23 protein-coding genes and 1 riboswitch are annotated in these 21,066 nt (G+C 65.1%); of the genes, 4 read left to right on the forward strand and 19 right to left on the reverse strand.

The features are described 5' to 3' along the window. Positions 1-17: 17 nt before the first annotated feature. On the forward strand, positions 18-1,532 hold the full coding sequence (locus tag CUR21_RS13565; RefSeq protein WP_100197604.1) for a malonyl-CoA synthase: 1,515 nt from the start codon (positions 18-20) through the stop codon (positions 1,530-1,532). 34 nt (positions 1,533-1,566) lie between these two features. On the opposite strand, the gene CUR21_RS13570 is transcribed toward CUR21_RS13565, so the two are convergent. The 3 genes from CUR21_RS13570 to CUR21_RS13580 form a co-directional block, all read right to left on the reverse strand. Beyond that, on the reverse strand, positions 1,567-2,961 hold the full coding sequence (locus CUR21_RS13570; protein WP_100197605.1) for an ATP-binding protein: 1,395 nt from the start codon (positions 2,959-2,961) through the stop codon (positions 1,567-1,569). A gap of 9 nt (positions 2,962-2,970) precedes the next feature. Beyond that, positions 2,971-3,516: a heme NO-binding domain-containing protein gene (locus CUR21_RS13575; protein WP_100197873.1), complete on the reverse strand. Its 546-nt coding sequence runs from the start codon at positions 3,514-3,516 to the stop codon at positions 2,971-2,973. 180 nt (positions 3,517-3,696) lie between these two features. Continuing rightward, complete coding sequence (locus tag CUR21_RS13580; protein WP_100197606.1) at positions 3,697-4,839, reverse strand: alpha-D-ribose 1-methylphosphonate 5-triphosphate diphosphatase; 1,143 nt, start codon at positions 4,837-4,839, stop codon at positions 3,697-3,699. 80 nt (positions 4,840-4,919) lie between these two features. On the opposite strand from CUR21_RS13580, the gene CUR21_RS13585 reads away from it, so the two are divergent. After that, positions 4,920-5,594 (forward strand): DUF1045 domain-containing protein, encoded by a 675-nt coding sequence (locus CUR21_RS13585; RefSeq protein ID WP_100197607.1) that lies wholly within the window; start codon positions 4,920-4,922, stop codon positions 5,592-5,594. On the opposite strand, the gene phnN is transcribed toward CUR21_RS13585, so the two are convergent. From phnN to phnG, 7 genes are read right to left on the reverse strand one after another with little or no spacing between them, the layout of a single operon-like run. Next, the gene (gene phnN / locus CUR21_RS13590; protein ID WP_100197608.1) at positions 5,576-6,094 is read right to left on the reverse strand and encodes a phosphonate metabolism protein/1,5-bisphosphokinase (PRPP-forming) PhnN; all 519 of its coding nucleotides are present in this window, start codon (positions 6,092-6,094) and stop codon (positions 5,576-5,578) included. The genes CUR21_RS13585 and phnN overlap by 19 nt on opposite strands. After that, positions 6,094-6,774, reverse strand: coding sequence for a phosphonate C-P lyase system protein PhnL (gene phnL / locus CUR21_RS13595; protein WP_100197609.1), 681 nt, complete (start codon positions 6,772-6,774; stop codon positions 6,094-6,096). The genes phnN and phnL overlap by 1 nt, the downstream gene beginning before the upstream one ends. Before the next feature lies 1 nt (position 6,775). Next, on the reverse strand, positions 6,776-7,579 hold the full coding sequence (phnK, locus tag CUR21_RS13600; RefSeq protein WP_100197610.1) for a phosphonate C-P lyase system protein PhnK: 804 nt from the start codon (positions 7,577-7,579) through the stop codon (positions 6,776-6,778). Beyond that, positions 7,576-8,460 carry an alpha-D-ribose 1-methylphosphonate 5-phosphate C-P-lyase PhnJ gene (locus CUR21_RS13605; protein ID WP_100197611.1) on the reverse strand — a complete coding sequence of 295 codons (885 nt, stop codon included), beginning with the start codon at positions 8,458-8,460 and terminating at the stop codon, positions 7,576-7,578. The genes phnK and CUR21_RS13605 overlap by 4 nt, the downstream gene beginning before the upstream one ends. Further along, on the reverse strand, positions 8,457-9,557 hold the full coding sequence (locus tag CUR21_RS13610) for a carbon-phosphorus lyase complex subunit PhnI (protein WP_100197612.1): 1,101 nt from the start codon (positions 9,555-9,557) through the stop codon (positions 8,457-8,459). The genes CUR21_RS13605 and CUR21_RS13610 overlap by 4 nt, the downstream gene beginning before the upstream one ends. Then, on the reverse strand, positions 9,557-10,126 hold the full coding sequence (gene phnH / locus CUR21_RS13615; protein WP_100197613.1) for a phosphonate C-P lyase system protein PhnH: 570 nt from the start codon (positions 10,124-10,126) through the stop codon (positions 9,557-9,559). Before phnH ends, CUR21_RS13610 begins: the two co-directional genes overlap by 1 nt. After that, positions 10,123-10,557: a phosphonate C-P lyase system protein PhnG gene (phnG, locus tag CUR21_RS13620; RefSeq protein ID WP_100197614.1), complete on the reverse strand. Its 435-nt coding sequence runs from the start codon at positions 10,555-10,557 to the stop codon at positions 10,123-10,125. The genes phnH and phnG overlap by 4 nt, the downstream gene beginning before the upstream one ends. An 89-nt stretch (positions 10,558-10,646) precedes the next feature. Between phnG and phnF the strand changes: the two genes are divergently transcribed. Both phnF and CUR21_RS13630 read left to right on the forward strand, forming a co-directional pair. Then, positions 10,647-11,423: a phosphonate metabolism transcriptional regulator PhnF gene (gene phnF, locus CUR21_RS13625; RefSeq protein ID WP_100197615.1), complete on the forward strand. Its 777-nt coding sequence runs from the start codon at positions 10,647-10,649 to the stop codon at positions 11,421-11,423. 4 nt (positions 11,424-11,427) lie between these two features. Next, positions 11,428-12,585 carry an alpha-D-ribose 1-methylphosphonate 5-triphosphate diphosphatase gene (locus CUR21_RS13630; protein ID WP_100197616.1) on the forward strand — a complete coding sequence of 386 codons (1,158 nt, stop codon included), beginning with the start codon at positions 11,428-11,430 and terminating at the stop codon, positions 12,583-12,585. Between the two features lie 56 nt (positions 12,586-12,641). Here CUR21_RS13630 and CUR21_RS13635 read toward each other — a convergent pair whose 3' ends face one another. The 9 genes from CUR21_RS13635 to CUR21_RS13675 form a co-directional block, all read right to left on the reverse strand. After that, on the reverse strand, positions 12,642-13,259 hold the full coding sequence (locus CUR21_RS13635) for a chloramphenicol acetyltransferase (protein ID WP_100197617.1): 618 nt from the start codon (positions 13,257-13,259) through the stop codon (positions 12,642-12,644). Between the two features lies 1 nt (position 13,260). Beyond that, positions 13,261-14,580, reverse strand: coding sequence for a phosphonate ABC transporter, permease protein PhnE (gene phnE, locus CUR21_RS13640; protein ID WP_100197874.1), 1,320 nt, complete (start codon positions 14,578-14,580; stop codon positions 13,261-13,263). Next, positions 14,580-15,464, reverse strand: coding sequence for a phosphonate ABC transporter, permease protein PhnE (gene phnE / locus CUR21_RS13645; protein ID WP_100197875.1), 885 nt, complete (start codon positions 15,462-15,464; stop codon positions 14,580-14,582). The genes phnE (CUR21_RS13640) and phnE (CUR21_RS13645) overlap by 1 nt, the downstream gene beginning before the upstream one ends. Before the next feature lie 64 nt (positions 15,465-15,528). Then, positions 15,529-16,425 (reverse strand): phosphonate ABC transporter substrate-binding protein, encoded by an 897-nt coding sequence (phnD, locus tag CUR21_RS13650; protein WP_100197618.1) that lies wholly within the window; start codon positions 16,423-16,425, stop codon positions 15,529-15,531. A 28-nt stretch (positions 16,426-16,453) separates the two neighbouring features. Further along, complete coding sequence (gene phnC / locus CUR21_RS13655) at positions 16,454-17,272, reverse strand: phosphonate ABC transporter ATP-binding protein (protein ID WP_100197619.1); 819 nt, start codon at positions 17,270-17,272, stop codon at positions 16,454-16,456. A 114-nt stretch (positions 17,273-17,386) separates the two neighbouring features. Next, on the reverse strand, positions 17,387-18,124 hold the full coding sequence (locus tag CUR21_RS13660) for an energy-coupling factor transporter transmembrane protein EcfT (protein WP_100197620.1): 738 nt from the start codon (positions 18,122-18,124) through the stop codon (positions 17,387-17,389). Next, on the reverse strand, positions 18,124-19,695 hold the full coding sequence (locus tag CUR21_RS13665; protein WP_198431710.1) for an ABC transporter ATP-binding protein: 1,572 nt from the start codon (positions 19,693-19,695) through the stop codon (positions 18,124-18,126). The genes CUR21_RS13660 and CUR21_RS13665 overlap by 1 nt, the downstream gene beginning before the upstream one ends. Continuing rightward, complete coding sequence (locus CUR21_RS13670; protein ID WP_100197876.1) at positions 19,688-20,272, reverse strand: ECF transporter S component; 585 nt, start codon at positions 20,270-20,272, stop codon at positions 19,688-19,690. Before CUR21_RS13670 ends, CUR21_RS13665 begins: the two co-directional genes overlap by 8 nt. A gap of 46 nt (positions 20,273-20,318) precedes the next feature. Then, positions 20,319-20,948 (reverse strand): YkoF family thiamine/hydroxymethylpyrimidine-binding protein, encoded by a 630-nt coding sequence (locus CUR21_RS13675; protein WP_369802533.1) that lies wholly within the window; start codon positions 20,946-20,948, stop codon positions 20,319-20,321. Further along, positions 20,916-21,028: riboswitch (TPP riboswitch) on the reverse strand. (Overlaps the previous gene by 33 nt.) Positions 21,029-21,066 lie beyond the last annotated feature (38 nt).

Consider the following 21,066-nt stretch of genomic DNA (forward strand, 5'->3'; position numbering starts at 1 on the left):
GTCTGCAAGAGTTGGATATGACCGCAAACATCTTTGCCCTTCTTGCCGCGTCGGTGACGGACGCGGCTGCCCCCGTGATCGAAACGCCAGAGGGGGGTGCGCTGAGTTACGGCCAGTTGATGGAACGCACGGCGCAAGTGGCGCATGCGCTGGTGTCATTCGGGGTCAAGCCCGATGATCGTGTTGCGGTGCAGGTGGAAAAATCGGTGGAGGCCGTCATTCTTTATCTGGCCACGGCCCGCGCGGGTGCGGTGTTCCTGCCTTTGAACACCGCCTATACAGAGCAGGAGGTTGCCTATTTCCTGAAAGATGCCGAGCCCAGGCTTTTCATCTGCGACCCGGCCCGGGTGCAAGAGCTTGGCGCGGCTGCGACGCGCGTTGGGGCGCGGATCGAAACGCTGGATGCGCAAGGGCAAGGCAGCCTGACCATGGCCGCAGACACCGCGCCGACAGAGTTTGTCACGGTGGACAGAGGGCCAGAGGATCTGGTGGCGTTGCTTTACACTTCGGGCACCACCGGGCGGTCCAAGGGGGCGATGCTGACGCATGGCAATCTGGTGTCGAACGCGCGTGTCTTGTGTGACGCGTGGCGGTTCAGCCGTGCCGATGTGTTGATCCATGCCTTGCCGATCTTTCACACGCATGGGCTGTTTGTTGCGATCAACGTCACCCTGTTCGCCGGGGCGTCGATGATCTTTTTGCCCAAGTTCGATGCGGATCAGATTCTTGATCTGATGCCGCGCGCCACTGTTCTGATGGGGGTGCCCACCTTTTACGTGCGCCTGCTTGAGAAGCCCGCTTTGGATGCGGCGCGCAGCGCGGGGATGCGGCTGTTCGTGTCAGGCTCGGCGCCCTTGCTGGCCGACACCCATCGCGCGTGGCAGATGCGCACCGGCCACGCCATTCTGGAACGCTATGGCATGACGGAAACCAATATGAACACGTCAAACCCCTATGACGGGGCGCGGGTGGCCGGGACGGTCGGTCTGCCTTTGCCGGGCACGGAGGTTCTGATTGCCGACCCAGACACCGGCGTGGCCTTGCCGCAAGGGGAGATCGGCATGATCGAAGTGCGCGGCCCCAATGTGTTCAAGGGCTATTGGCGGATGCCGGAAAAGACGGCGGCCGAGGTGCGGACGAACGGCTTTTTCATCACCGGGGATCTGGGGCGGATGGATGCGCAGGGCTATCTGCACATCGTGGGGCGCGGCAAGGATCTGATCATCACGGGGGGATATAACGTGTATCCCAAAGAGGTTGAGGCCGAGATTGACGCAATTCCCGGCGTGCTGGAAGCGGCTGTGATCGGCGTGCCGGATGCGGATTTCGGCGAAGCGGTCACCGCCATCGTGGTGCCGACGGGAGAGACCGCCTTGACCGAAGCGCAGATCCTTGCGGCGCTGGATGGCAGGCTTGCACGGTTCAAGCGCCCCAAGCAGGTGCATTTCGTGACGGCCTTGCCGCGCAACACCATGGGCAAGGTGCAGAAAAACCTGTTGCGCGAGGCCTTTGCGACAGCGCCCTTACCGTAGACGGCGCGCCACAGAGGCGGCTGCCTGATGCGGTTCAGTCGCCTTGTGAGGATGGAGCGGTGGGAGCGTGCTTGAAGGCATGGACGATGGCGGAGAGGAGCTGTTCCTTGCGGAAGGGCTTGGGCACGCTGCCATCCATGCCGATCGCGTGATATTCCAGCTCATGCTGGCGCATGATGTTTGCCGAAAGGGCGATGATCGGCGTGCGCCGGAGGTTGCGCAGAGTTTCGGCGCTGCGGATGGCGGCGGTTGCCTCCAGCCCGTTCATCACCGGCATCTGAATGTCCATCAGGATGAGGTCTGGCGGGGCTTGGTTCCAAGCCGAAAGCACGGCACTGCCGTCTGACACGATGTCGAGCGTGAGATCGAGCCCGTTGAGGAGGCTTTTCAGAACGAGTTGATTGGTCTTGTTGTCTTCAGCGGCCAGAATGCGGCGCGGACAGGCCCGCAAGAGGCGTTTGAGCTCTTCCTCGGGGTCTTCGGCCCGCAGCACCTGCGGGGCGTTGATGGGGGTCACGCGAAAGCGCGCGGTGAACGTGGCGCCATGGCCTTCGCGGCTGGTGACGGTGAGTTCACCTTGCATGAGTTGACACAGGCGCCGCGAGATGGAGAGGCCAAGCCCGGTGCCACCGAATTCGCGCGAGATCGCCGGGTTGCTTTGCACATAGGGTTTGAACAGGCGGATCTTTTCTTCCTCGGAGATCCCTTTGCCGGTGTCCTTGACCACAAGCACGAGTTCGTGGCCGTCGCCTTCGACATTCACCGAGACCAGAACGTGGATGGAGCCCTTGCTGGTGAACTTGATCGCATTGGAAATCAGGTTGCCCAGAATCTGGCGCAGTCGGTTCGGGTCTCCGCGAATCCAGCCGACGGCTTCGGGGCCGAAGGAGATCTTGAATTCGAGGCCCTTTTCCTGTGCCTTGAGGCTGAACATCGCCTCGACCGACTGGACGACCTCTTTGAGGTCGAAGGCGATTTCCTCGATGTCGTATTTTCCGGCCTCGATCTTGGACAGGTCGAGAATATCGTTGAGGACGGATTGCAGCAGGCGCCCGGATTGCAGCACCACGGCGAGCATGTCGCGCTGCGCGGGCGTGAGGGGCGTGTCATTGAGCGCCTCTGCCATGCCCAGCACCCCGTTGAGGGGGGTGCGGATTTCGTGGCTCATGGTGGCGAGGAAGATGGACTTGGCGGCACTGGCCGCTTCGGCCTCGATCCGGGCGGCTTCAAGATCGGAGGTGCGCTGCCGGATGGCATCTTCAAGCGATTCCGCCTGTTTGCGCAGGGCGCTGTTGGCCTGATAAAGCTCGCGGCTCTTGGCTTCGAGAAACTGTTCGGCTTCGTAGCGGGCGCGTTTTTCCCGCTCGTAGCGGCTTCGTGAGACCGGAGCGGTGTTCGCGGGGGGCGGCGTAGCGGGACGCTCGGTCATGTGATGCCTTTAGCCGCGCAGATTGACCGTGAAGGCGCAGGCGTGCTCTTCACTGTTGGGCAGGGACTCCCGCCGGATTTCCGCAGGCTGGCCGAAATGATCTACGCACCCTTCGACCAGACCCTGACAGAAATCGGTCAGGGGGCGCGGGGAGCGGTAGGTCAGGCGCAGCGCATCGCTGCCCATCCGCTCGGTCTCGAAGCGGGGCAATTCGGCATCGGGATAAAGCTTGCGGACTTCGACATGCACCTCATCCTCGATCGCGGCGAGCATTGCGAGGGCATCGGGCTTGTCCACGAAAAAGGCCGGGTAACTGTGCACGAAATGTTCGTGCATCCATTTGCCGAACAGGCGCTGAAGTTCCTGCTGGGGGGTGCCCGTGTGGTTGGAGAGGGCTTCGACCAGTTGCATCAGTTCGGAACACGGGTAATTGCCGACCGTGCTGTAGGCCCCATCGGTGGACAGGTTGCACTGGTCGAGAATCTGGTCAACCGCGTCTTCGCCGATCGCGGTTTCGGCCATCCGGATCAATTCGACGAATACGATGCCTTTCACGAGCGTCCCCATTCGTTGAAGGGTTGGCGGTGTGCGGTGAAGCAGACCCATTCCCATGCATAGAGCCTTCGGCCCGCGTGATGCAACCAAGATAAGCTGGGTCCTGTTTGATTAACCCTTTCAGGTTGCAAATCGGCCCCTATCGCCTTGTTTGAGAGCAGTTGCCCCCTTTGGGGGGCCTTAGCCCACCCGTTGGCCTTGCACCCAGACGCCACGCAGCGTGGTTGCGCCTGCGATGCGTGCCACGCGGATCACATCGGCGCGGGCGCCAAGGGCGAGCTGGCCGCGGTCTGTCAGCCCGGCGGCGCGGCCCGGCGCGCTGGTGACGGTGCGCACGCCGCGCGCGACATCGCCCCAGAGATCGCCCAGCATCAGGGCCGCCGAAAGCAGGGCCGATGGCACATAATCGGAGGAGACGATGTCGAGCAGATCGGCTTCGGCCAGCGTTTTGGCGGCGACATTGCCGGAATGAGAGCCGCCCCGGATCAGGTTTGGCGCGCCCATCATCACAAGGATATCATGGTCGCGGCAGGCCTGTGCTGCCTCGACCGTGGTGGGGAATTCGGCGAATTCCGCCCCGTGACGGGCCGAGATGGCAACTTGTGCGGCGGTGGTGTCGTCATGGCTGGCCAGCACCGCGCCAAAGCGGCGGGCCTCGGCCACGGCGGCGGCCTCATGCGCGGCGCCCAGCCGCTGTGACAGCGCCTTTTGCGCGGCGACATGGCTTTCGAATTCATCATCCGACAGGCCATGCTTGCCGCAGACATAGGCGCGCAGTTGCGTCATGTCGCGGAATTGGCGCTGGCCGGGGGTGTGGTCCATCAGGCTGACGATGCCGATGCGGTCATCCGGGCCGAATTTCGCCAGTTCCGCGATCAGGGTTTCGGAACAGACCTCGGCCCGCAGATGCAGGAAATGGCTGATCCGCAGCGCGCCTTGGCGGCGCAGGGCAAGGATTTCATCGGCCAATTGCCGGGCATATTCGCCGTAATTGGCCTTTTCGTTCGAGACGACCGAGCCAACCCGCAGCGCATCGAAGACAGTGGTGATTCCCACACTGGCCAATTCGGCATCATGGGCGATGATGGCGCTGGCATGGGGCCAAGACACGCGGGGGCGGGGCTGGATGTGGCGTTCCAGATTGTCGGTGTGCAATTCGATCAGCCCGGGCATCACCAGATCGCCCGCACAGTCGATAGCCCCGGCGGGAACGGATGTGCCGGGATCAATCGCGGTGATCTGGCCGTTCTCCAGCCGGATGGCGCCGTGGATCACCTCGGACGGCAGAACCAGCGTGGCATTGGCGAGGATGGTTTCGGACATGGATGCGCTTTCTTCTTGTCGGGGGCGGAGATGGCAGGGAAGTGTCACCGGGGTGTGACACTGGCGGGGTAGGGACAGGCATGGACCGGATGAAACGCTTTGCGATTTACTATGCGCCCCGGGAGGGCGCTTTTGCCGAGGCGGCGGCTTGCTGGCTGGGCTGGGATCTGGCGCGCGGCTGCGCGGTGGCGCAGCCCGCTGTGCCGGGGATCGCCGCATTGACGGCTGAGCCGCGCAAATACGGCTTTCACGGCACGATCAAGCCGCCGTTCCGTCTTGCGCCCGGGGTGGTGCCCGGGGATCTGGCGCAGGGCGTTGCGGATCTGGCACAAAGCCTGCGCCCGGTGACGTTGCCGGGGCTGGATCTGGTGCTGCTGGGGGGCTTTCTGGCGCTGGTGCCCGGGCCGGACGAGGGCCTGAGTCATCTCGCCGCCCGCGTGGTGGATGGGTTGGAGCGGTTTCGTGCGCCGCTGACCGAGGCCGAGATTGCCCGGCGCAGGCCGGATCGGCTGACCGAGCGGCAGCGGGCGCTTTTGGCCGCCTATGGCTATCCTTACGTGATGGAGGAGTTTCAGTTCCATCTGACGCTTTCCGGGCGTCTTGATCCGGATGAGGCGAGCTTGCTCCGCGCCGCTGCGGAGGCGCAATTTGCCGGGCTGATCCCGCAGCCTTTCGTGCTGGAGGATCTGTGCCTGTGTGGCGAGGATGCGGAGGGGCGGTTTCATCTGCTTGACCGCTATGCCCTAAGCGCCTGAAGCAGGCGCGCGGCGCCGGTTTCGGGGCTGGAGTCATTGACGATTTCGATGACGGGCAGGTTTGCGGGCAAGGACAGATCGGCGCGCGACAGGCGGGCCGCGATGTCGTCGCGGCTTTCGCGCCCGCGCGCGGCCAGCCGGTCGGCGAGGATGGCCACGGGTGCGGTGATGTGGATGACCTTGAGCGTGGGAAAGGCGGCCAGCGCCTGCGGGATGGCGGCGCGTGATCCGTTCACGATCACATCACGGCCTTGGGGCAGTTCGGCGAAGGGCACGCCGTAGCGCAGGCCGTGCGCGTCCCAGTGCAGGGCAAACTCACCCCGGGCCAGACGCTCGGCAAACTCTGCCTCGGTCGCGCCTTCGAAGGGTTCACCCCCGGCGGATTCGGGGCGGGTGATCACGCGGCGCGCCCAATGCAGGCGCGGATCGGCCGCCATGGCACCCGCCAAAAGCGTATCCTTGCCCGCGCCTGAAGGGCCGACGACGAGAAACAGCCGCATCACGCGGCCTTTGGGGTGAAGGCGCGCACATCGACCACGCGGTCGCAGACCCGGTCGCGCGCGGCCTCGTCATGGAAGATGCCGAGGATGGCGGCGCCCTTGGCCTTGGCCTCTTCGATCAGGGTCAGCACCACCTCGCGGTTGGTGGCATCGAGGCTGGCGGTGGGTTCATCCAAGAGCAGCGCGGGGTAGCTGTGCGCAAAGCCGCGCGCGATGTTGACGCGCTGTTGTTCGCCGCCCGAAAAGGTGGTGGGCGACAGCGGCCAAAGCCGTTCGGGGATGTTCAGCCGGGTCAGAAGGCTGGCGGCGCGCGCCCGCGCCGCGTCCTTTGTCACCCCGAGGGTCAGCAGGGGTTCGGCCACCACATCCAGCGTCGGCACACGCGGCACGACGCGCAAGAATTGGCTGACATAGCCAAGGGTTTCGCGGCGAAGCCGGATGATCTGGCGCGGGGCGGCGGTTGCAACATCCAGAGTGCCGACGCGGATGGAGCCGGAGGCGGCAAGGTAATTGCCCCAGACCATGCGCATCAGGGTGGATTTGCCCGCCCCCGAGGCACCGATCAGCCCGACACATTCGCCGGGGGCCACGGTCAGCGCCGCCCCCGACATGACGGGGATCACCGCCGCGCCTTGGTTGTGCAGGGTGAAGCTTTTGGACAGATTTTCAATCGCGATCATTTCACACCTGCAGGACAGAGCTGACAAGAAGTTGGGTATAGGCATGCTGCGGGTCGTCCAAGACCTGATCGGTCAGGCCTTGTTCGACGACATGGCCGCCTTTCATCACCATCAGGCGGTCGGCAAGCAGGCGCACCACGGCCAGATCATGCGTCACGATGATGACCGACAGCCCCATTTCACGCACCAAGCCGCGCAACAGATCGAGCAGGCGGGCCTGCACCGACACGTCCAAGCCGCCGGTGGGTTCATCCATGAACACCAGACGCGGGCCGGTGACCAGATTGCGGGCGATTTGCAGGCGCTGCTGCATGCCGCCCGAAAAGGCGCGCGGACGGTCGTCGATACGGTCGGCGGCGATTTCCACGCGGGCCAGCCAATCTGTGGCGGTGGCGCGGATCTCGCCGTAATGGCGTGCGCCGATGGCCATCAGACGCTCGCCCACATTGCCGCCCGCGCTGACCCCCATGCGCAAGCCGTCGCGCGGGTTCTGGTGGACAAAGGCCCAATCGGTGCGGGCCATGCGGCGGCGTTCTGCCTCGGCCATGGTCACCGTGTCTACCGGGCCGGTGCCTGTGTCAAAGATCACGCGGCCCGTATCGGGGGCCATGTGGCCCGCAAGGCAGGACAGGAGGGTGGACTTGCCCGAGCCGCTTTCGCCCACGATCCCCATGACTTCGCCGGGGAAAAGGTCAAAGGAGATATGGGCGCAGCCGATGCGCGCGCCGTAGGATTTCGTCAGGCCCTGCACTTGCAGAAGCGGGCGGTCGGTTTCGGCGGTGAGGGTGCGAAGGGGCGCGGTCATTGTGCGGCCTCCAGCGATGGGGCGGGGGTGCCAAGACGCCCGACATGGCCCGCTTCGCGCCGGGCGCGGCAGAAATCGGTGTCGGAGCAGACGAACATGCGCCCGCCTTGGTCATCGGTGATGACCTCGTCCAGATAGCTGGTGCCCGCGCCGCACAGATCGCAGTCATGATCGGCCTTGGACGCCACAAAGGGGTGGTCGTCGAAATCGAGGCTGACGACCTGCGTATAAGGGGGCAGGGCATAGATGCGCTGTTCACGGCCTGCGCCAAACAGCTGAATCGCGGGGCTGTCTGACAGTTTGGGGTTGTCGAATTTCGGGATGGGCGACGGGTCCATCACATAGCGCCCTTCGACCTTGACCGGATAGGCGTAGGAGGTCGCAATCGTGCCGTGCCGCGCGATGTCTTCGTACAGTTTGACATGCATCAGGCCGTATTCCTCCAGCTCATGCATCTTGCGGGTTTCGGTCTCGCGCGGTTCCAGAAAGCGCAAAGGTTCCGGGATCGGCACCTGATAGACAAGGATCTGGCCTTCGGTCAGCGGGGCTTCGGGGATGCGGTGGCGGGTCTGGATGATGCTGGCCTGATCGGTTGCCTCGGTCACGGCCACGCCTGCGGTGCGCTGAAAGAATTTGCGGATCGAGACGGCGTTGGTGGTGTCATCCGCGCCTTGGTCGATCACTTTGAGCGTATCATCCGGGGTGAGGCAGGCGGCGGTGACCTGCACGCCGCCTGTGCCCCAGCCATAGGGCATGGGCATTTCGCGGCTGGCAAAGGGCACCTGATAGCCCGGCACGGCGATGCCTTTGAGGATCGCGCGGCGGATCATCCGCTTGGTCTGTTCGTCGAGATAGGCGAAGTTATAGTCCTGCGCGGTCATTCTGCGGCCTCCTGTGCGGCAGTGGCTTCGGCCCTCAGGCGGCGGATCAGTTCGAGTTCGGATTGGAAATCCACGTAATGCGGCAGTTTGATGTGTTCGAGAAAACCCGTGGCCTGCACGTTATCGGCGTGCATCAGCACGAATTCCTCATCCTGCGCGGGGGCGCCGACGAAATCTTCGCCCAGTTCCTTCCAGCGCAAGGCGCGGTCTACCAGACTCATGGAAATGGCCTTGCGTTCGGATTGGCCGAAGACCAGCCCATAGCCACGGGTGAATTGCGGCGGTTCGGTTTTTGATCCGGTGAATTGGTTGACGGTTTCACATTCGGTCAACTCGATGTCCCCGATTTCAACCGCGAAGCCCAGTTCCGGGATCTCGAGTTCCACTGCGACGCTGCCGATGCGCAATTCGCCGATAAAGGCATGGGTGCGCCCGTAGCCGCGTTGCGTGGAATAGGCGAGCGAGAGGACAAAGCCTTCGTCGCCGCGCGTCAGGGCTTGGAGCCGCAGGGGGCGCGCGGCGGGCAGTTCCATCGGTTCGCGCGTCAGATCGGGGGGCGGCGTGTCGCTGGCCGCTTCGGTCTGGATCAGCCCGTCGCGGTTCAGAAACGCGGTGACATGCGGCACATCGACGGGGCCTTGCCCTGCGGGCTGCACGGCAGGCCGGGTTTGGGCGGGGGGTGTTTCGCCCTCGGCCATCAGGGTGAAATCCAGCAGGCGGTGCGTGTAATCGAAGGTGGGCCCCAGCACCTGCCCGCCGGGCAAATCCTTGAAAGTGGCCGAGACGCGCCGGATCACCGCCATCCGCCCGGTGTCGATGGGGCGCGATGACCCGAGCCGGGGCAAGGTGGTGCGATAGGCGCGGATCAGGAACACCGCCTCGATCAGATCGCCGCGCGCCTGTTTGATGGCAAGCGCGGCCAGATCGGGGTCATAAAGCGAGCCTTCGGCCATGACCCGGTTGACGGCAAGCGCCAGTTGCGCGCGGATCTGCGGCACCGTGAGTTCGGCAATGGAGGGATCGCCGCGCCGTTCTTCGGCAAGCCAGGCATGTGCGGCATCAATCGCCTGTTCGCCGCCCTTGACTGCAACATACATCAGAGGGCCTCCACGATGGTGGACCGGGGCAGGCCCGCGACGTGCGCGCCTGCGGTGAAAAAGCAATCGAAGCCCAAGGGGAATTGCGCGCGGTTGGCGATGAAGGCGGCGGTTTCCGGCAGGGAAAGCTGGGCCGTGCCGTTGATGCCGGGACCGTGGAGGCGGGGGCCGGTGGCAGACAGGGTGGCGCATTCCACGAGCAAGGTGGCGCTGCGGTCAGGGTAATCTGGCTGGCCGATGGCAAAGCGGCTCACAGGCTGCAGCGCGTCCCAAGTGCCGATGGCAAAGGCCGCCTGCGCGGCACCCACCAAAGGCGCGCCGGTGTGAAAGGTGATCCAGTCGCGCAAAGGGGCGCAATCATGCGCGCCGGCCAGATGCACGGGCGTGGTGCCATCGCAGAGCGTGAGCACCAGCACGCCCGCCGCCACCGAGAGCGGCGCGGGCGGGATTGCGCCGGTCAACGTGTGCAGGCTGCCGGGGCGGGCCATCGCCTCTAGACTGGCGCGAAAGGCGTGGGCCGATTGCACCGGGGCATCGGAGAACCCGCCTGTCAGGGCATCGGGTGTCATTGGTCTTCTCCTCGGACGAGCGTGAAGAATTCCACGCGGGTGGCGGCGGCTTTGGCGGCACGGGCGGCGCGGCGCGCGGCCTCTTCGCTTTGCAAGGGCGCAAGGATGCTGGCGGCGACGGCAAGGGCCTTGTCGGTTTGCAGCAAAGCGTCGAGCACGGCGGCGCGGGTGGCATGGGCCTTGTCGCGGCCCTGCACATGGGCGTGGCCGACCGTGCCGCAGGCAAGGCGCAGCACGCAGCGGGTGACGGTCATTTCGCCCAAGTTGAAGGGCTGGCCCACCGCGCCGGTGCGGCCCTGCACCATCACGGCACCGATTTCAGCGGGGCGCAAAAGATCATGCGGGGGGAGATCGGGGAAAAGCTGGGCAAGGCGATCAGGCTTGGCGCGGGCGAGCAGGCCCATCCAATCTGCGCGGGGAGGGAGGGTCATCGGGTTCGACCTCTTGCAGGGACAGTGTAGATTCTATACAACTAGACAAGTGATAAGGGCGGAGTTTGGGTCTTGCACGTGAATTTTCCATGACAGCGCCGAAAACACCGATCTGGCAGTCGATTGCCGACAGCCTGCGGCACGAGATGGCCCAAGGCCTGTATCCGCCCGGGGCCAAGCTGCCGACCGAGGCAGAGCTGGCCTCTCGCTTTGGGGTGAACCGCCACACGGTGCGCCATGCCTTGGCCGCTTTGGCCGAGGCGGGGCTGGTGTTGGCGCGGCGTGGCGCGGGGGTGTTCGTCGCGGCGCGGCCCGAGGACTATCCGCTGGGGCGCCGCGTGCGGTTTGCGCAGAACATCCGGTCTTCCGGGCGCACGCCTTCGCGGCGGATCACCCGGCTGGAAACGCGGCCTGCCACGGCGGACGAGGCCGAGGCGCTGGGCCTTGGGGCGGGGGCGCCTGTGCATGTGGTGGAGGGGGTGTCCTTGGCCGATGCGCAGCCGCTGGCGGTGTTCCGGTCTGTGTTTCCGGCGGCGCGTCTGCCGGGGTTTCTGGCCGCGATGGACGGGCAGGATTCGGTGAGCGCGGCGCTGGCGGCCTGTGGGGTGGTGGATTTCACCCGGGCCGAAACGCGGATCACGGCAAAGCTGGCGGATGCCTTGACGGCGCTTGCGCTGCGCTTGCCCGAGGGGGCGGCGCTGCTGCGGACCGAGGCGGTGAACGTGGACCGGGGCGGTGTGCGGATCGAGTTTGGAACGACGTGGTTTGCCGGGGACCGGGTGGCGCTGACGGTGAATGAGGGTGAAGCGGCGTCACCGGACCGTCATGAAGAACGGCTAGCAAGCGGGTTTGAAAAAACAGGATGAGACGATGCCTTTGCTTCCCCCTTTGCGCCTGACAGGTGGCCTTGCTTTGATGGACGGGGCCATGCGTGACGTGCCGATCACCGTGGCGGAGGGGGCCGTTCAGGAGGGCGCCGCCCCCGCGCTTGATGTGAGCGGATACCTTGTGCTGCCGGGGATTCTTGATCTGCATGGCGATGGGTTCGAGCGGCATCTGACGCCGCGCCCCAGCGCGCCCTTTGACAAGCGGCGCGCGCTGCATTCGGCCACGGCGGAACTGGCGGTGAATGGCGTCACGACGGCTTGGTTGGCGCAAAGCTGGAGTTGGGAGGGCGGGTTCCGATCGGGCGAGGCGACCTGCGCCTTGCTGGAGGCGTTGAGCGCCGAGAAGGCGGCCCTTTTGGCGGATGTGCGGGTGCAGATCCGGCTGGAAACCCATATCACCGGAGCCTTTGCCGAGGTGGAGCGGGCGGTGGCGCAACATGGTGTGGATTATGTGGTGTTCAACGACCATCTGCCCGAAGCGGTAGAGCTGGCCGATCACCAACCTGCGCGCTTTGCGCAATGGGCGGCGCAGACCAAGCGCAGCGCCGAGGAGATGCTGGCCATCGTGCGCGCGGCACAGGCGCAAGGCCCCGAGGTTCCCGCCGCGTTGGACCGTATCGCAGCGGCCTTTCAGGGGCTGGGCGTGCGGATGGGGTCGCATGATGACGGGACCGCCGAGACGCGGGGCTTTTACCGTGGGCTTGGTGCGGATGTCTGCGAATTTCCCACCACCTTTGCCGCCGCCGAGGCGGCGCGGGCGGCGGGTGAGCCTGTTCTGATGGGGGCGCCCAATGTGGTGCGGCTGGGCAGCCAGTCGGGCAATATTGCCGCGCAATCGCTGATCGAGGCGGGGCTTTGTGACGGGTTGGTGTCGGATTACTATTATCCGGCCTTGGCACAGGCGGCGTGGCACTTGGTGGATGCCGGGGTGATGGATCTGCCTGCGGCATGGGCGATGATCTCTGCCGGGCCTGCGCGGATCATGGGGCTGACGGATCGCGGCCATCTGGAGCCGGGGGCGCGCGCCGATGTGATCGCGGTGAATGCCGAGACGCGCAAGGTGGAGATGACCATTTCCGGCGGGCGGTTGGCCCATCTGTCGGGCGGGCTGGCCGCGCGGGCGTGGGGCAAGGTGGCGTAAGGCCGCCTTGTTTGTGTGACGGGCTCTGCCCGGTATTCTAACCGGGCAGAGCCGTTTCAGGCGTTGTATTTTTCCAAGAAAGCCTCGGCCGGGAGCGCGCGAAAATCGCTTAAGGCGGCGCGCAGGCGGCCATGATCCCAGTCCCACCAGGCAAGCGCCAAAAGGCGGTCGATGATGGGCGGCGCAAAGCGTGCGCGCAAGGGGGTGGCGGGGCAGCCCGCCACCATCATGAACGGGCCCACGTCTTTGGTGACGACCGCGCCCGAGGCGACGATGGCACCGATGCCGATGGTGAGTTCGGGTTTGATGATGGCCCCGTGGCCGATCCAGCAATCGGCGCCCAGCGTGGTGCGTCGTGCTGCGCGGGCGGCGAAGAAGGCAGGATCATCCGCCGCATCGTCCCAGTAATAGCTGGAGCGATAGAGAAAATGATGCTGTGCCGCGTGGGTATAGGGATGATCGGTCGGGCCGATCCGCGTGAGGGCCGCGATGTTGGAGAACCGGCCGACGGTGGTGTTGGCGATATCTGCCAGCCGGTCGCAATAGGCATAGTCTTCAAAGGTGGAATTCACGATGCGCGCGCCTGCGCCCACCTCGGTGTAGGCGCCAAAGGTAGAATTCACGATCTCGGCGCCGTCGTGAAGGAAGGGCGCGTCGGGAGAGAGTTTTGGCACGTTATTCGCCCTTGATCAGCTTGCGGCGCAGCCAGCCCGACAGGCTGTCCATCGCCATCACCATCAGCACGATGAGGGTGATGTAATAGGCGACTTCTTCCCAGTCTTTTTGCGTCTGGATCGCTTGGGTCAACAACAGGCCGATGCCGCCCCCGACGATGGCCCCAATGACTGTGGCGCTGCGGGTGTTGGATTCGAGGTAATAGAGCACTTGCGCGAGCAGGATCGGCATCACCTGCGGGATCACGCCAAAGCGGGCGCGCAGCACGGCATTGGCACCGGTGGAGCGGATGCCTTCGACCTGCTTTTCGTCGATGTTTTCCAGCGCTTCGGAAAAGGTTTTGCCGAAACTTCCGGTATCGGTCAGCGCGATGGCGATGGCGCCGGTCATCGGGCCGGGGCCAAAGGCGCGGGATAGGATGATGGTCCAGATCAGGCCATCCACCCCACGGATGAAGTCGAACACCCGCCGGACCGCGCCGCGAAACATGCCCAGCGGCATGAAGTTGCGCGCGGCCAGAAAGGACAAGGGCAGGGCGACAATGGCGGCGGCCATGGTGCCAAGGAAGGCCATCAGGATGGTTTCAAAGATCGCCCAAGCCACATCGCCATGACGCCACATCTTGTTGGTCCAGAATTCGCTGGCCATGTAGCCGATATTGCTGCGCGCCGGATCAACCCGTTCGCCCACCGTGGCCAAAGCCGCCAGTTCAAAGACGGATTTGCCGTAGAAGGGGCTGTCGAGCGTGAAGAACCACAGTTCCCACCCGGGTTGGTATTTGAAGGTTTCGACCTTTGACCGGGTATAGGTGAAGCGGCCTGCGTCTGTGGTGACGCCGACACGGTTTTCCGACACGGAAATCCAGTCAGGGATAGGTTCGGGCGCGGTGACGACGGGCCTGCCATTTTCGGGGCGAATGTCGATGGTGCCATAGCCCGGCACCACCATACGGGCGCCTGCGTCATCATAGGTGACGATATGCCCTGTGCCCAGATCGATGGTGGTGACGCCATCGGCCATGGTGACCCAGTCGGGCATCATGCCGGGGGGATAGGTGCCCTTGCCTTCGCCTTCGATGGCGATGGTGACGGTGCCGCTGCGGTTGTCGCGGCTGACATGGGTTTTGTGCTGCCAGAAGTCGGAGAGCAGGATGGCCGCGTTGTCAAAGCGCGCGCGCTGCGCCAGCCCGGCCACGTCAAAGCTGATCGCCGCATACAGAAGATAGGCGATGATGGCGGCGGGAATGGCAAAGGCCATGCGCTGGCGCGCGGCAAAACGGGCGGTGACCGTTTGGGCCAGAGAGGGTGTGGCGGTGGTCATCATGCCGGTTTTCCCTTGGTCAGGCGGTGACGGTAGCGGTCAGACATCTGGTCGATCAGAACGATGGTCAGGAAAAGCAGAAGGAAGATCGCAACGACTTGGTCATAGCGGCCTTGGCCCCATTGCATGGCAAGCTTGAGGTCATGGCCGATGCCGCCTTCGCCGACAAAGCCGAGGATGGCACTGGCGCGGACGTTGATTTCAAAGCGCAAGAGCGCGTAGCTCAGCCAGTTGGGCGCGACCTGCGGGATCACGCCCAGCCACATCCGCTGCGACCATGTCGCGCCGACCGAGGCAAGGCCCTCGACGGGTTTCGGGTCGGCGTTTTCCGCCACCTCGGAGAACAGCTTGCCAAGCGCGCCGCCGGTGTGCAGGGCGATGGCGATGACCGCGGGCACCGGACCGCCGCCCAGAATGTAGATGAGCACCAGCGCGATCACGATTTCCGGGATGGCGCGCAGCGCATCCAGCGTGCGGCGGAACACCGGCACCAGCCGGGGCCAGCGCGCAAGACCGCGCGTTGCCAGAAGCGACAGGGCCATGGCCGCAACGCCACCGATCAGGGTGGCCACGGCGGCGATGTTGATGGTTTCGATCAGCGCCGGGATATGGTCGATGAAAATGCCCGGAAGGTTGGCGCGTTTTTCCCATGCCTCGCTGAGCACTTCGGAGGGGAAGTCAAAGACCTGATGCAAACCGCCCCAGAAGCCGCCCGCGTTGCGATCATCGGCCAGCATCCAGCCCGAGGACATGAGGGCGATGAAAAGGACGAGCAGAATACCGCCATACATCCGCTTGCGGCGGACCATATCAAGATAGGCTTCGCGGGTGTTGGACAGGTCGGGGCGTTTGCCCTGTTCCGGTCCGAAGGCGACATCAACCATGGCATCATCCGGATAAAAAAGGCCGGGCCCCGCCAATCGCGGGGCCCGGCTGGAATGGAAAGACTTACATGCCTTCCTGAAGCTTGCGGGCGGCGACGACGCCTTCGTAAGCATCATGGGTCACCGGAACGAAGTCCTTCGCATCCCCGGCGGCGACGTTGTAGGCGCATTCCGGGTCGGTTTCCCACAGATCGGCGGTCAGTTGGGTGACCTTGTCTTTCACGTCTTGCGGCAGGGCGGTGCGAATGACCATCGGGCCTTCGGGGATCAGCTTGGATTTCCAGATTTCCACGAGGTTCGACATGTCGACCAGACCGGCGTCAGCCGCGCGGCGGAAGGCACCCGAGTTGTAGCCGTCTTCCCAGTTTCCAAGGCCGTCAGCCCAAGACACGCCCGCGTCGAAGTCGCCGTTGTGCACGCCGACGATCGACTGCTCATGGCCGCCCGACATGCGCACTTCGCCGAAGTAGTCTTCCAGCTTGCCATAGGTCGCTTGCAGTTCGGCGCCGGGGACGAGGTAGCCCGAGGTGGAGTTGGGGTCGGCGAAGGCGAAAACCTTGCCCTTGGCTTCGTCCATCGAGGTGATGCCGCTGTCGGCGCGGGCGAAACCGATGGCGTAATAGCCGGTCGAGCCGTCGACGTTCTGCTTGGTGAGCTTCAGTTCGACGGCATCGGGGTTGGTCATATAGATTTTGGCATAGGCCGAAGCGCCCAGCCATGCATAGTCGAGCGAGCCGCCCAGCAGGCCTTGGATCACGCCGTCATAATCGGCCGGTGCGAAGATCTTGACCGGGACGCCCAGCGTCTCTTCGATCTTGGCGCGGAAGCATTCCTGATTGGTCAGGCGGTCCTGCGCGTTTTCGCCGCCCAAGATCCCAAGGCGGAATTCGGTGATTTCCTGTGCCGAGACCGAGGTGGCCATCAGCGAGACAAGTGCAGTCGCAGTCAGCAGCTTTTGCATGATTTCTCCGTGGGTTGGTAGGGGGCAGTCACGACATCATCAGATCGGCATAGGTCCGGTCTGCGGTGGTGTCGGCAGGAATTGCGGTGGACGTGGCAGCCTCGTTGAAGGTTGCGTCGGCGCCGTAGATGTCGCGGGCGACCCCGGTGGACAGCTGGTCGGGCGTGCCGTCGAACACGATGCGGCCATCGCGCATGCCGATCACGCGGTCGCAGTAGCGGCGCGCGGTATCGAGCGTGTGCAGATTGGCGATCACCATGCGCTTGTCTTCGACATTGATGCGCTTGAGCGTGTCCATGACGATCTGCGCGTTCATCGGGTCGAGGCTGGCGATGGGTTCATCGGCCAGAATGATCTTGGGGTCCTGCATCAGGGCGCGGGCGATGGCCACGCGTTGTTGCTGACCGCCGGACAGGGCCTCGGCGCGTTTGGGGGCCTGTTCGGCGATGCCGAGACGGTCAAGGATGTCGAGCGCCTTGAGGATGTCGGCGCGCGGCCACAGGTTGAACAGGGTTTGCACGGTGCTGCGGCGGTTCAGGATTCCGTGCAGCACGTTCGAGGCCACATCCATGCGCGGCACCAGATTGAACTGCTGGAAGATCATCGCGCATTGGCTTTGCCAAGCGCGCGCGTCAGCGCCTTTGAGCGCCAGAACATTGCGGCCCTCGACCAGAATCTCGCCCGAGGTTGCGTCTGTCAGGCGGTTCATCATGCGCAGGAAGGTGGATTTCCCGGCGCCGGAGCGGCCGATGATGCCCAGAAACTGCGGACCTTCGACGGCAAAGCTGGCGCGGTCGACCGCGGCCTTTTGCCCGAACATCCGTGTTACGGATTTGACTTGCAGCATGTTGGCGTTCCCCGTCTTCGGCTGAGCGGGGGTTTAGGGGGTGGTTGTGACAAAACCTGCTCGCTTGCGCGAAAGTTTTGTAAATGCCGCGGCTTTCTGCGCGGGGATTTCCCGTCAGCCTTGGCGCAAGAGGAGAAGGACGGCGGCGAGGACCGCGAGGCCGAGGCCAAAGAGGATGAGGTCGGTCGTGCGCAGGGGCAGACTGTGCATCTGACTGCGCGGATGGCCGGGGCGCAGGCCCTTGGCCTCCATCGCGATCGCAGCGCGCCCGGCGCGGCGGATGGCAAAGGCAAGGAGCGGAATGGTCAGCGCCATCAGCTCGGTCGGGCGGGGGAGACGGCGCAGCGGGCGGCCTTGCTGAATGGCGCGCGCCATGCGCAGCGTTTGCAGCTCGCGGCCCAGATCCGGCACAAGGTGCATCGCCTGCATCAGCGCGAAGCCAAAGGGAGCGGGGAGGCGCAGGTGCGTCATCAGCGCGCGCACCAGTTGGCCGGGATCGGTGGTGAGGGCAAAGAGTGCCGAGACCATGCCGCAAGCGAGCGTGCGGAAGAACAGCACCAGACCGGGCGAGACATCGGGCTGCACCGCGCCTTGTTCGCGCGCCATCTGCACCGCAAAGCCGGATTCGGCATTGAAGAGCAGCGAGGTGATGAGAAAGCCGAAGCCGAAGAGGGCAAAGGGCACCGACAGGGCCAAGAGCTTCCACAGCGGGACGCGCGCGCCGCGCCAGAGAAGCAGGGCTGCGAGCGCCCATGTCAGCAGCTGAAAGCGCAGATCGAAGACCAGCACCGAGGCGCCGATCCAGATCAGGCAGAGGGCAAGCTTGGGCAGAGGGTGCAGCGTGGGGCGCATCAGGGCCGATCCATCCAGTCCAGAAGAGGCGCGGCTTCGGCCGGGGCGAGGCCAAAGCGGTGCAGAAGGGCCGAGCCGCGCAGGATGCCGGGGGCCGGGCCATCGGCCTGAATCGCGCCCTCGGCAAGCAGAGCGACCCGGTCGCAGACGGACAGGGCGAAATCGGCGTCATGGGTGATGACGACAAGGGCGGTGCCCTTGGCCGCAAGGCGCCGGATGTGCCGGGCGATGGTTTCGGCCCCGGCGTGGTCGAGGCCCGAGGTCGGTTCGTCAAGGATCAGGAGCGGCCAGCGGTCGGTTGCGGTGAGCAGCGCAAGGGCGAGACGGCGCTTTTGCCCGATCGACAAGGTGAAAGGATGCTGCTGTGCGACCTGCGACAGGCCCCATTCGGCAAGCACGCCTGCGGCCTTGTCAGGGGCCACACCGGCGGCGGTGAGTTCTGCCAAGGCGGTGTCGGCGCGGAAATGGGACTCGGGGTTCTGGAAGGCGATGGCCCCCGCCGGGCCTGTGCGCACGCCTTCCCGCGGGGGAAGCAATCCCGAAAGGCAGGTGGCCAGCGTGGATTTTCCGGCCCCGTTCGGCCCGAGAAGGCCCAGCACCTCGCCGCCGCGCAGGGCGATGGAGATGCCGCGCAGCACCGTTGGCCCGAAGGGCGGGGCGCAGGCCGCATCTTGCAGGCGGACGACCTCGGGGCCGGGCGGGACGGGGCGCGGCAGCAGGAGGGGCGCGAGATCGGCAGAGGGCGGCAGGTGGGGCAGGATGTCGGAGACAGCTGTCACTGGCGGCACGGGGATGCCTTGCCGCGCGAGCGCCAGACGCAGGCGCGTGGCGAGGGGTGTCCAGATGCCCATCTGTGTCAGCCTGTCGCCCTGTTGGGCAAAAACCTCGGCCGGGGGGCCGGAGACCAGCACCTGGCCGTTGGCGCCCAGCACGATCACACGGTCGATGTGGTGCAGGATGGGGCCGAGCCTGTGATCGACGATCAGGATGGTCTGGCCCGGGGCGAGCAGAAGATCGGCCATCATCTGCGCGGCGGCGGGGGCGAGGCTGGCAGTGGGCTCGTCCGCGATCACGAGATCGGCGTCTTGGGCCAGCACCGCCGCCAGTGCGACACGCTGTTTCTGCCCGCCCGAGAGCGTGGCGATGCGGCGCGTGGCCCAGTCGGGCGCGAGCCCCGCGCGGCCAATGGCTTGGGTGACGCGGGCCGCGATGAGATCGGGCGGCAGGCTGCGGTTTTCCAAGGCAAAGGCGAGTTCATCGGCCACGGTGAAACCCGCAAGGGTTTGGTCGGCATCCTGAAACAGGATCGCCACGCGGTCGGCCCAATCGGCCGGAGAGCGGGTCTGCACCTCTTGCCCGAAAAGGCGCAGGGTGCCGCGCCGCTCGGCCGGGATCGCCTGCGGGATAAGGCCGGTCAGGCTGTGCAGCAGGGTGGATTTGCCGCAGCCGGATGGCCCCAAAAGGAGCACACGTTCGCCTCTGGCGATATGGAGCGACAGCGGACCGACCGCATCCGTGGCGGCGAAAGGATAGCGGATCGCCACCCCTTCGCCGTGAAGCGGATCAGGCATGGGCGGTGCGGGCATCGCGTTCGATGGCCAGACCAGAGAGCACGCCCGTGCGGTAGAGCGCCTTGACGATGACATGGCCCAGCAGTCCGCCCAGCAAGGCCCCCGAGGTGCAGCGCAGCACGAACATCAGCAGAAGCAGGCCGGGGGCAAGGCTGCCGTAGTCGAAGCGGACCCAAGTGTAGGCGAAGGAGGCAAGCGCCGCGCCCACCCCGGCGGCCATCAGAACCGGAAGCGACCAACGGCGGTAGCGGGTGGCGGCGAACACCGCCTCGGCCCCCGCACCTTGCACGAAGCCCGTCAGCAGCAAGAGCAGGCCCGCCGGGCTGCCCAGAAGGATTTGCACGGCGGCGGCCATCACCTCGGACACCAGCGCCACGCCGGGCTTGCGGATGATGGCGGCGGCGATGATCGAGACGATGAACCAGAAGCCCATCACCACATCCATCGTCACCGCGCCAAAGACGGCTTGCAGGATCAGCCAGACCTGCACCCATCCGAGATAAAGCACGCCGAAGACCGCGCCAAGCACGGCGACGATCAGAGTTTCACGCATGGTCCAGACAGCCGTATGCGGCATGGAAAGCTCCATTCATTTGAAGGGGGGAATGCGGTGGGACCGCGGGTCAGATCTTGCTGGGGCTGTTGGCCGACAAGGTCACATCAAGGGCCACATGGCCCGCCTGCGCGCCAAAACCGGTAAAGGCATGCGACAGGGTTTCAAACACCGGTCCGGCATCGCCGCGCAGTTTGGTGCAGAAGTTCTTGGACCGCTCGAAGGTGCCCGAGGTTTTCAGGAAATCGATGCAGCCGTAGATCTCGTCCATATGGTGGCCGAGGCCGAGGGGATAGAGCGAGAATTGCGCGGCCACGGATTGGCCGGTGAGAGGGGCGGCGGCCACGCCGGCGCGGGCGGCGGCGATCCGGTCGGCCATGGGCGCGCCGGGCGGCAGGCCGCCCGAGGGCGTGCAGATCGGATCATCGGGTTCGCCGGGGCAACCGCGAGAGACGGTCGCGTGCAGGGTGCAGTGCACACCGGTGCTGGCCGCGGCGACGAAAAGCGCGCGCATGGCCGGGAACAAGATTTCGGGTGGGCCCACCATCAGGGTGGAGAGGTCATCCGTTTCGATCCGCAGGCGATCGCGCCACGGGTCAAGCGCCTTGATCGCGCCAAGGATGATGCCGATGAAATCATCGGACATGGGATACAGGGATATTTGTGCGCCGGAAAACATTCTACCTCGCTCCGCTGGCATTACCCAGATCAGCTAAAGGGTTCGCGGGATTGCACCCGACATCTCAGCCCCGGCATGACGGAGCGCCCCTGTTGATGCCGACAGGTTAACAGAAGAACCGGGCGTTGCAAGCGGAAGC

This window comes from Pseudorhodobacter sp. MZDSW-24AT (assembly GCF_002794355.1).
Taxonomy (GTDB): domain Bacteria; phylum Pseudomonadota; class Alphaproteobacteria; order Rhodobacterales; family Rhodobacteraceae; genus Pseudotabrizicola.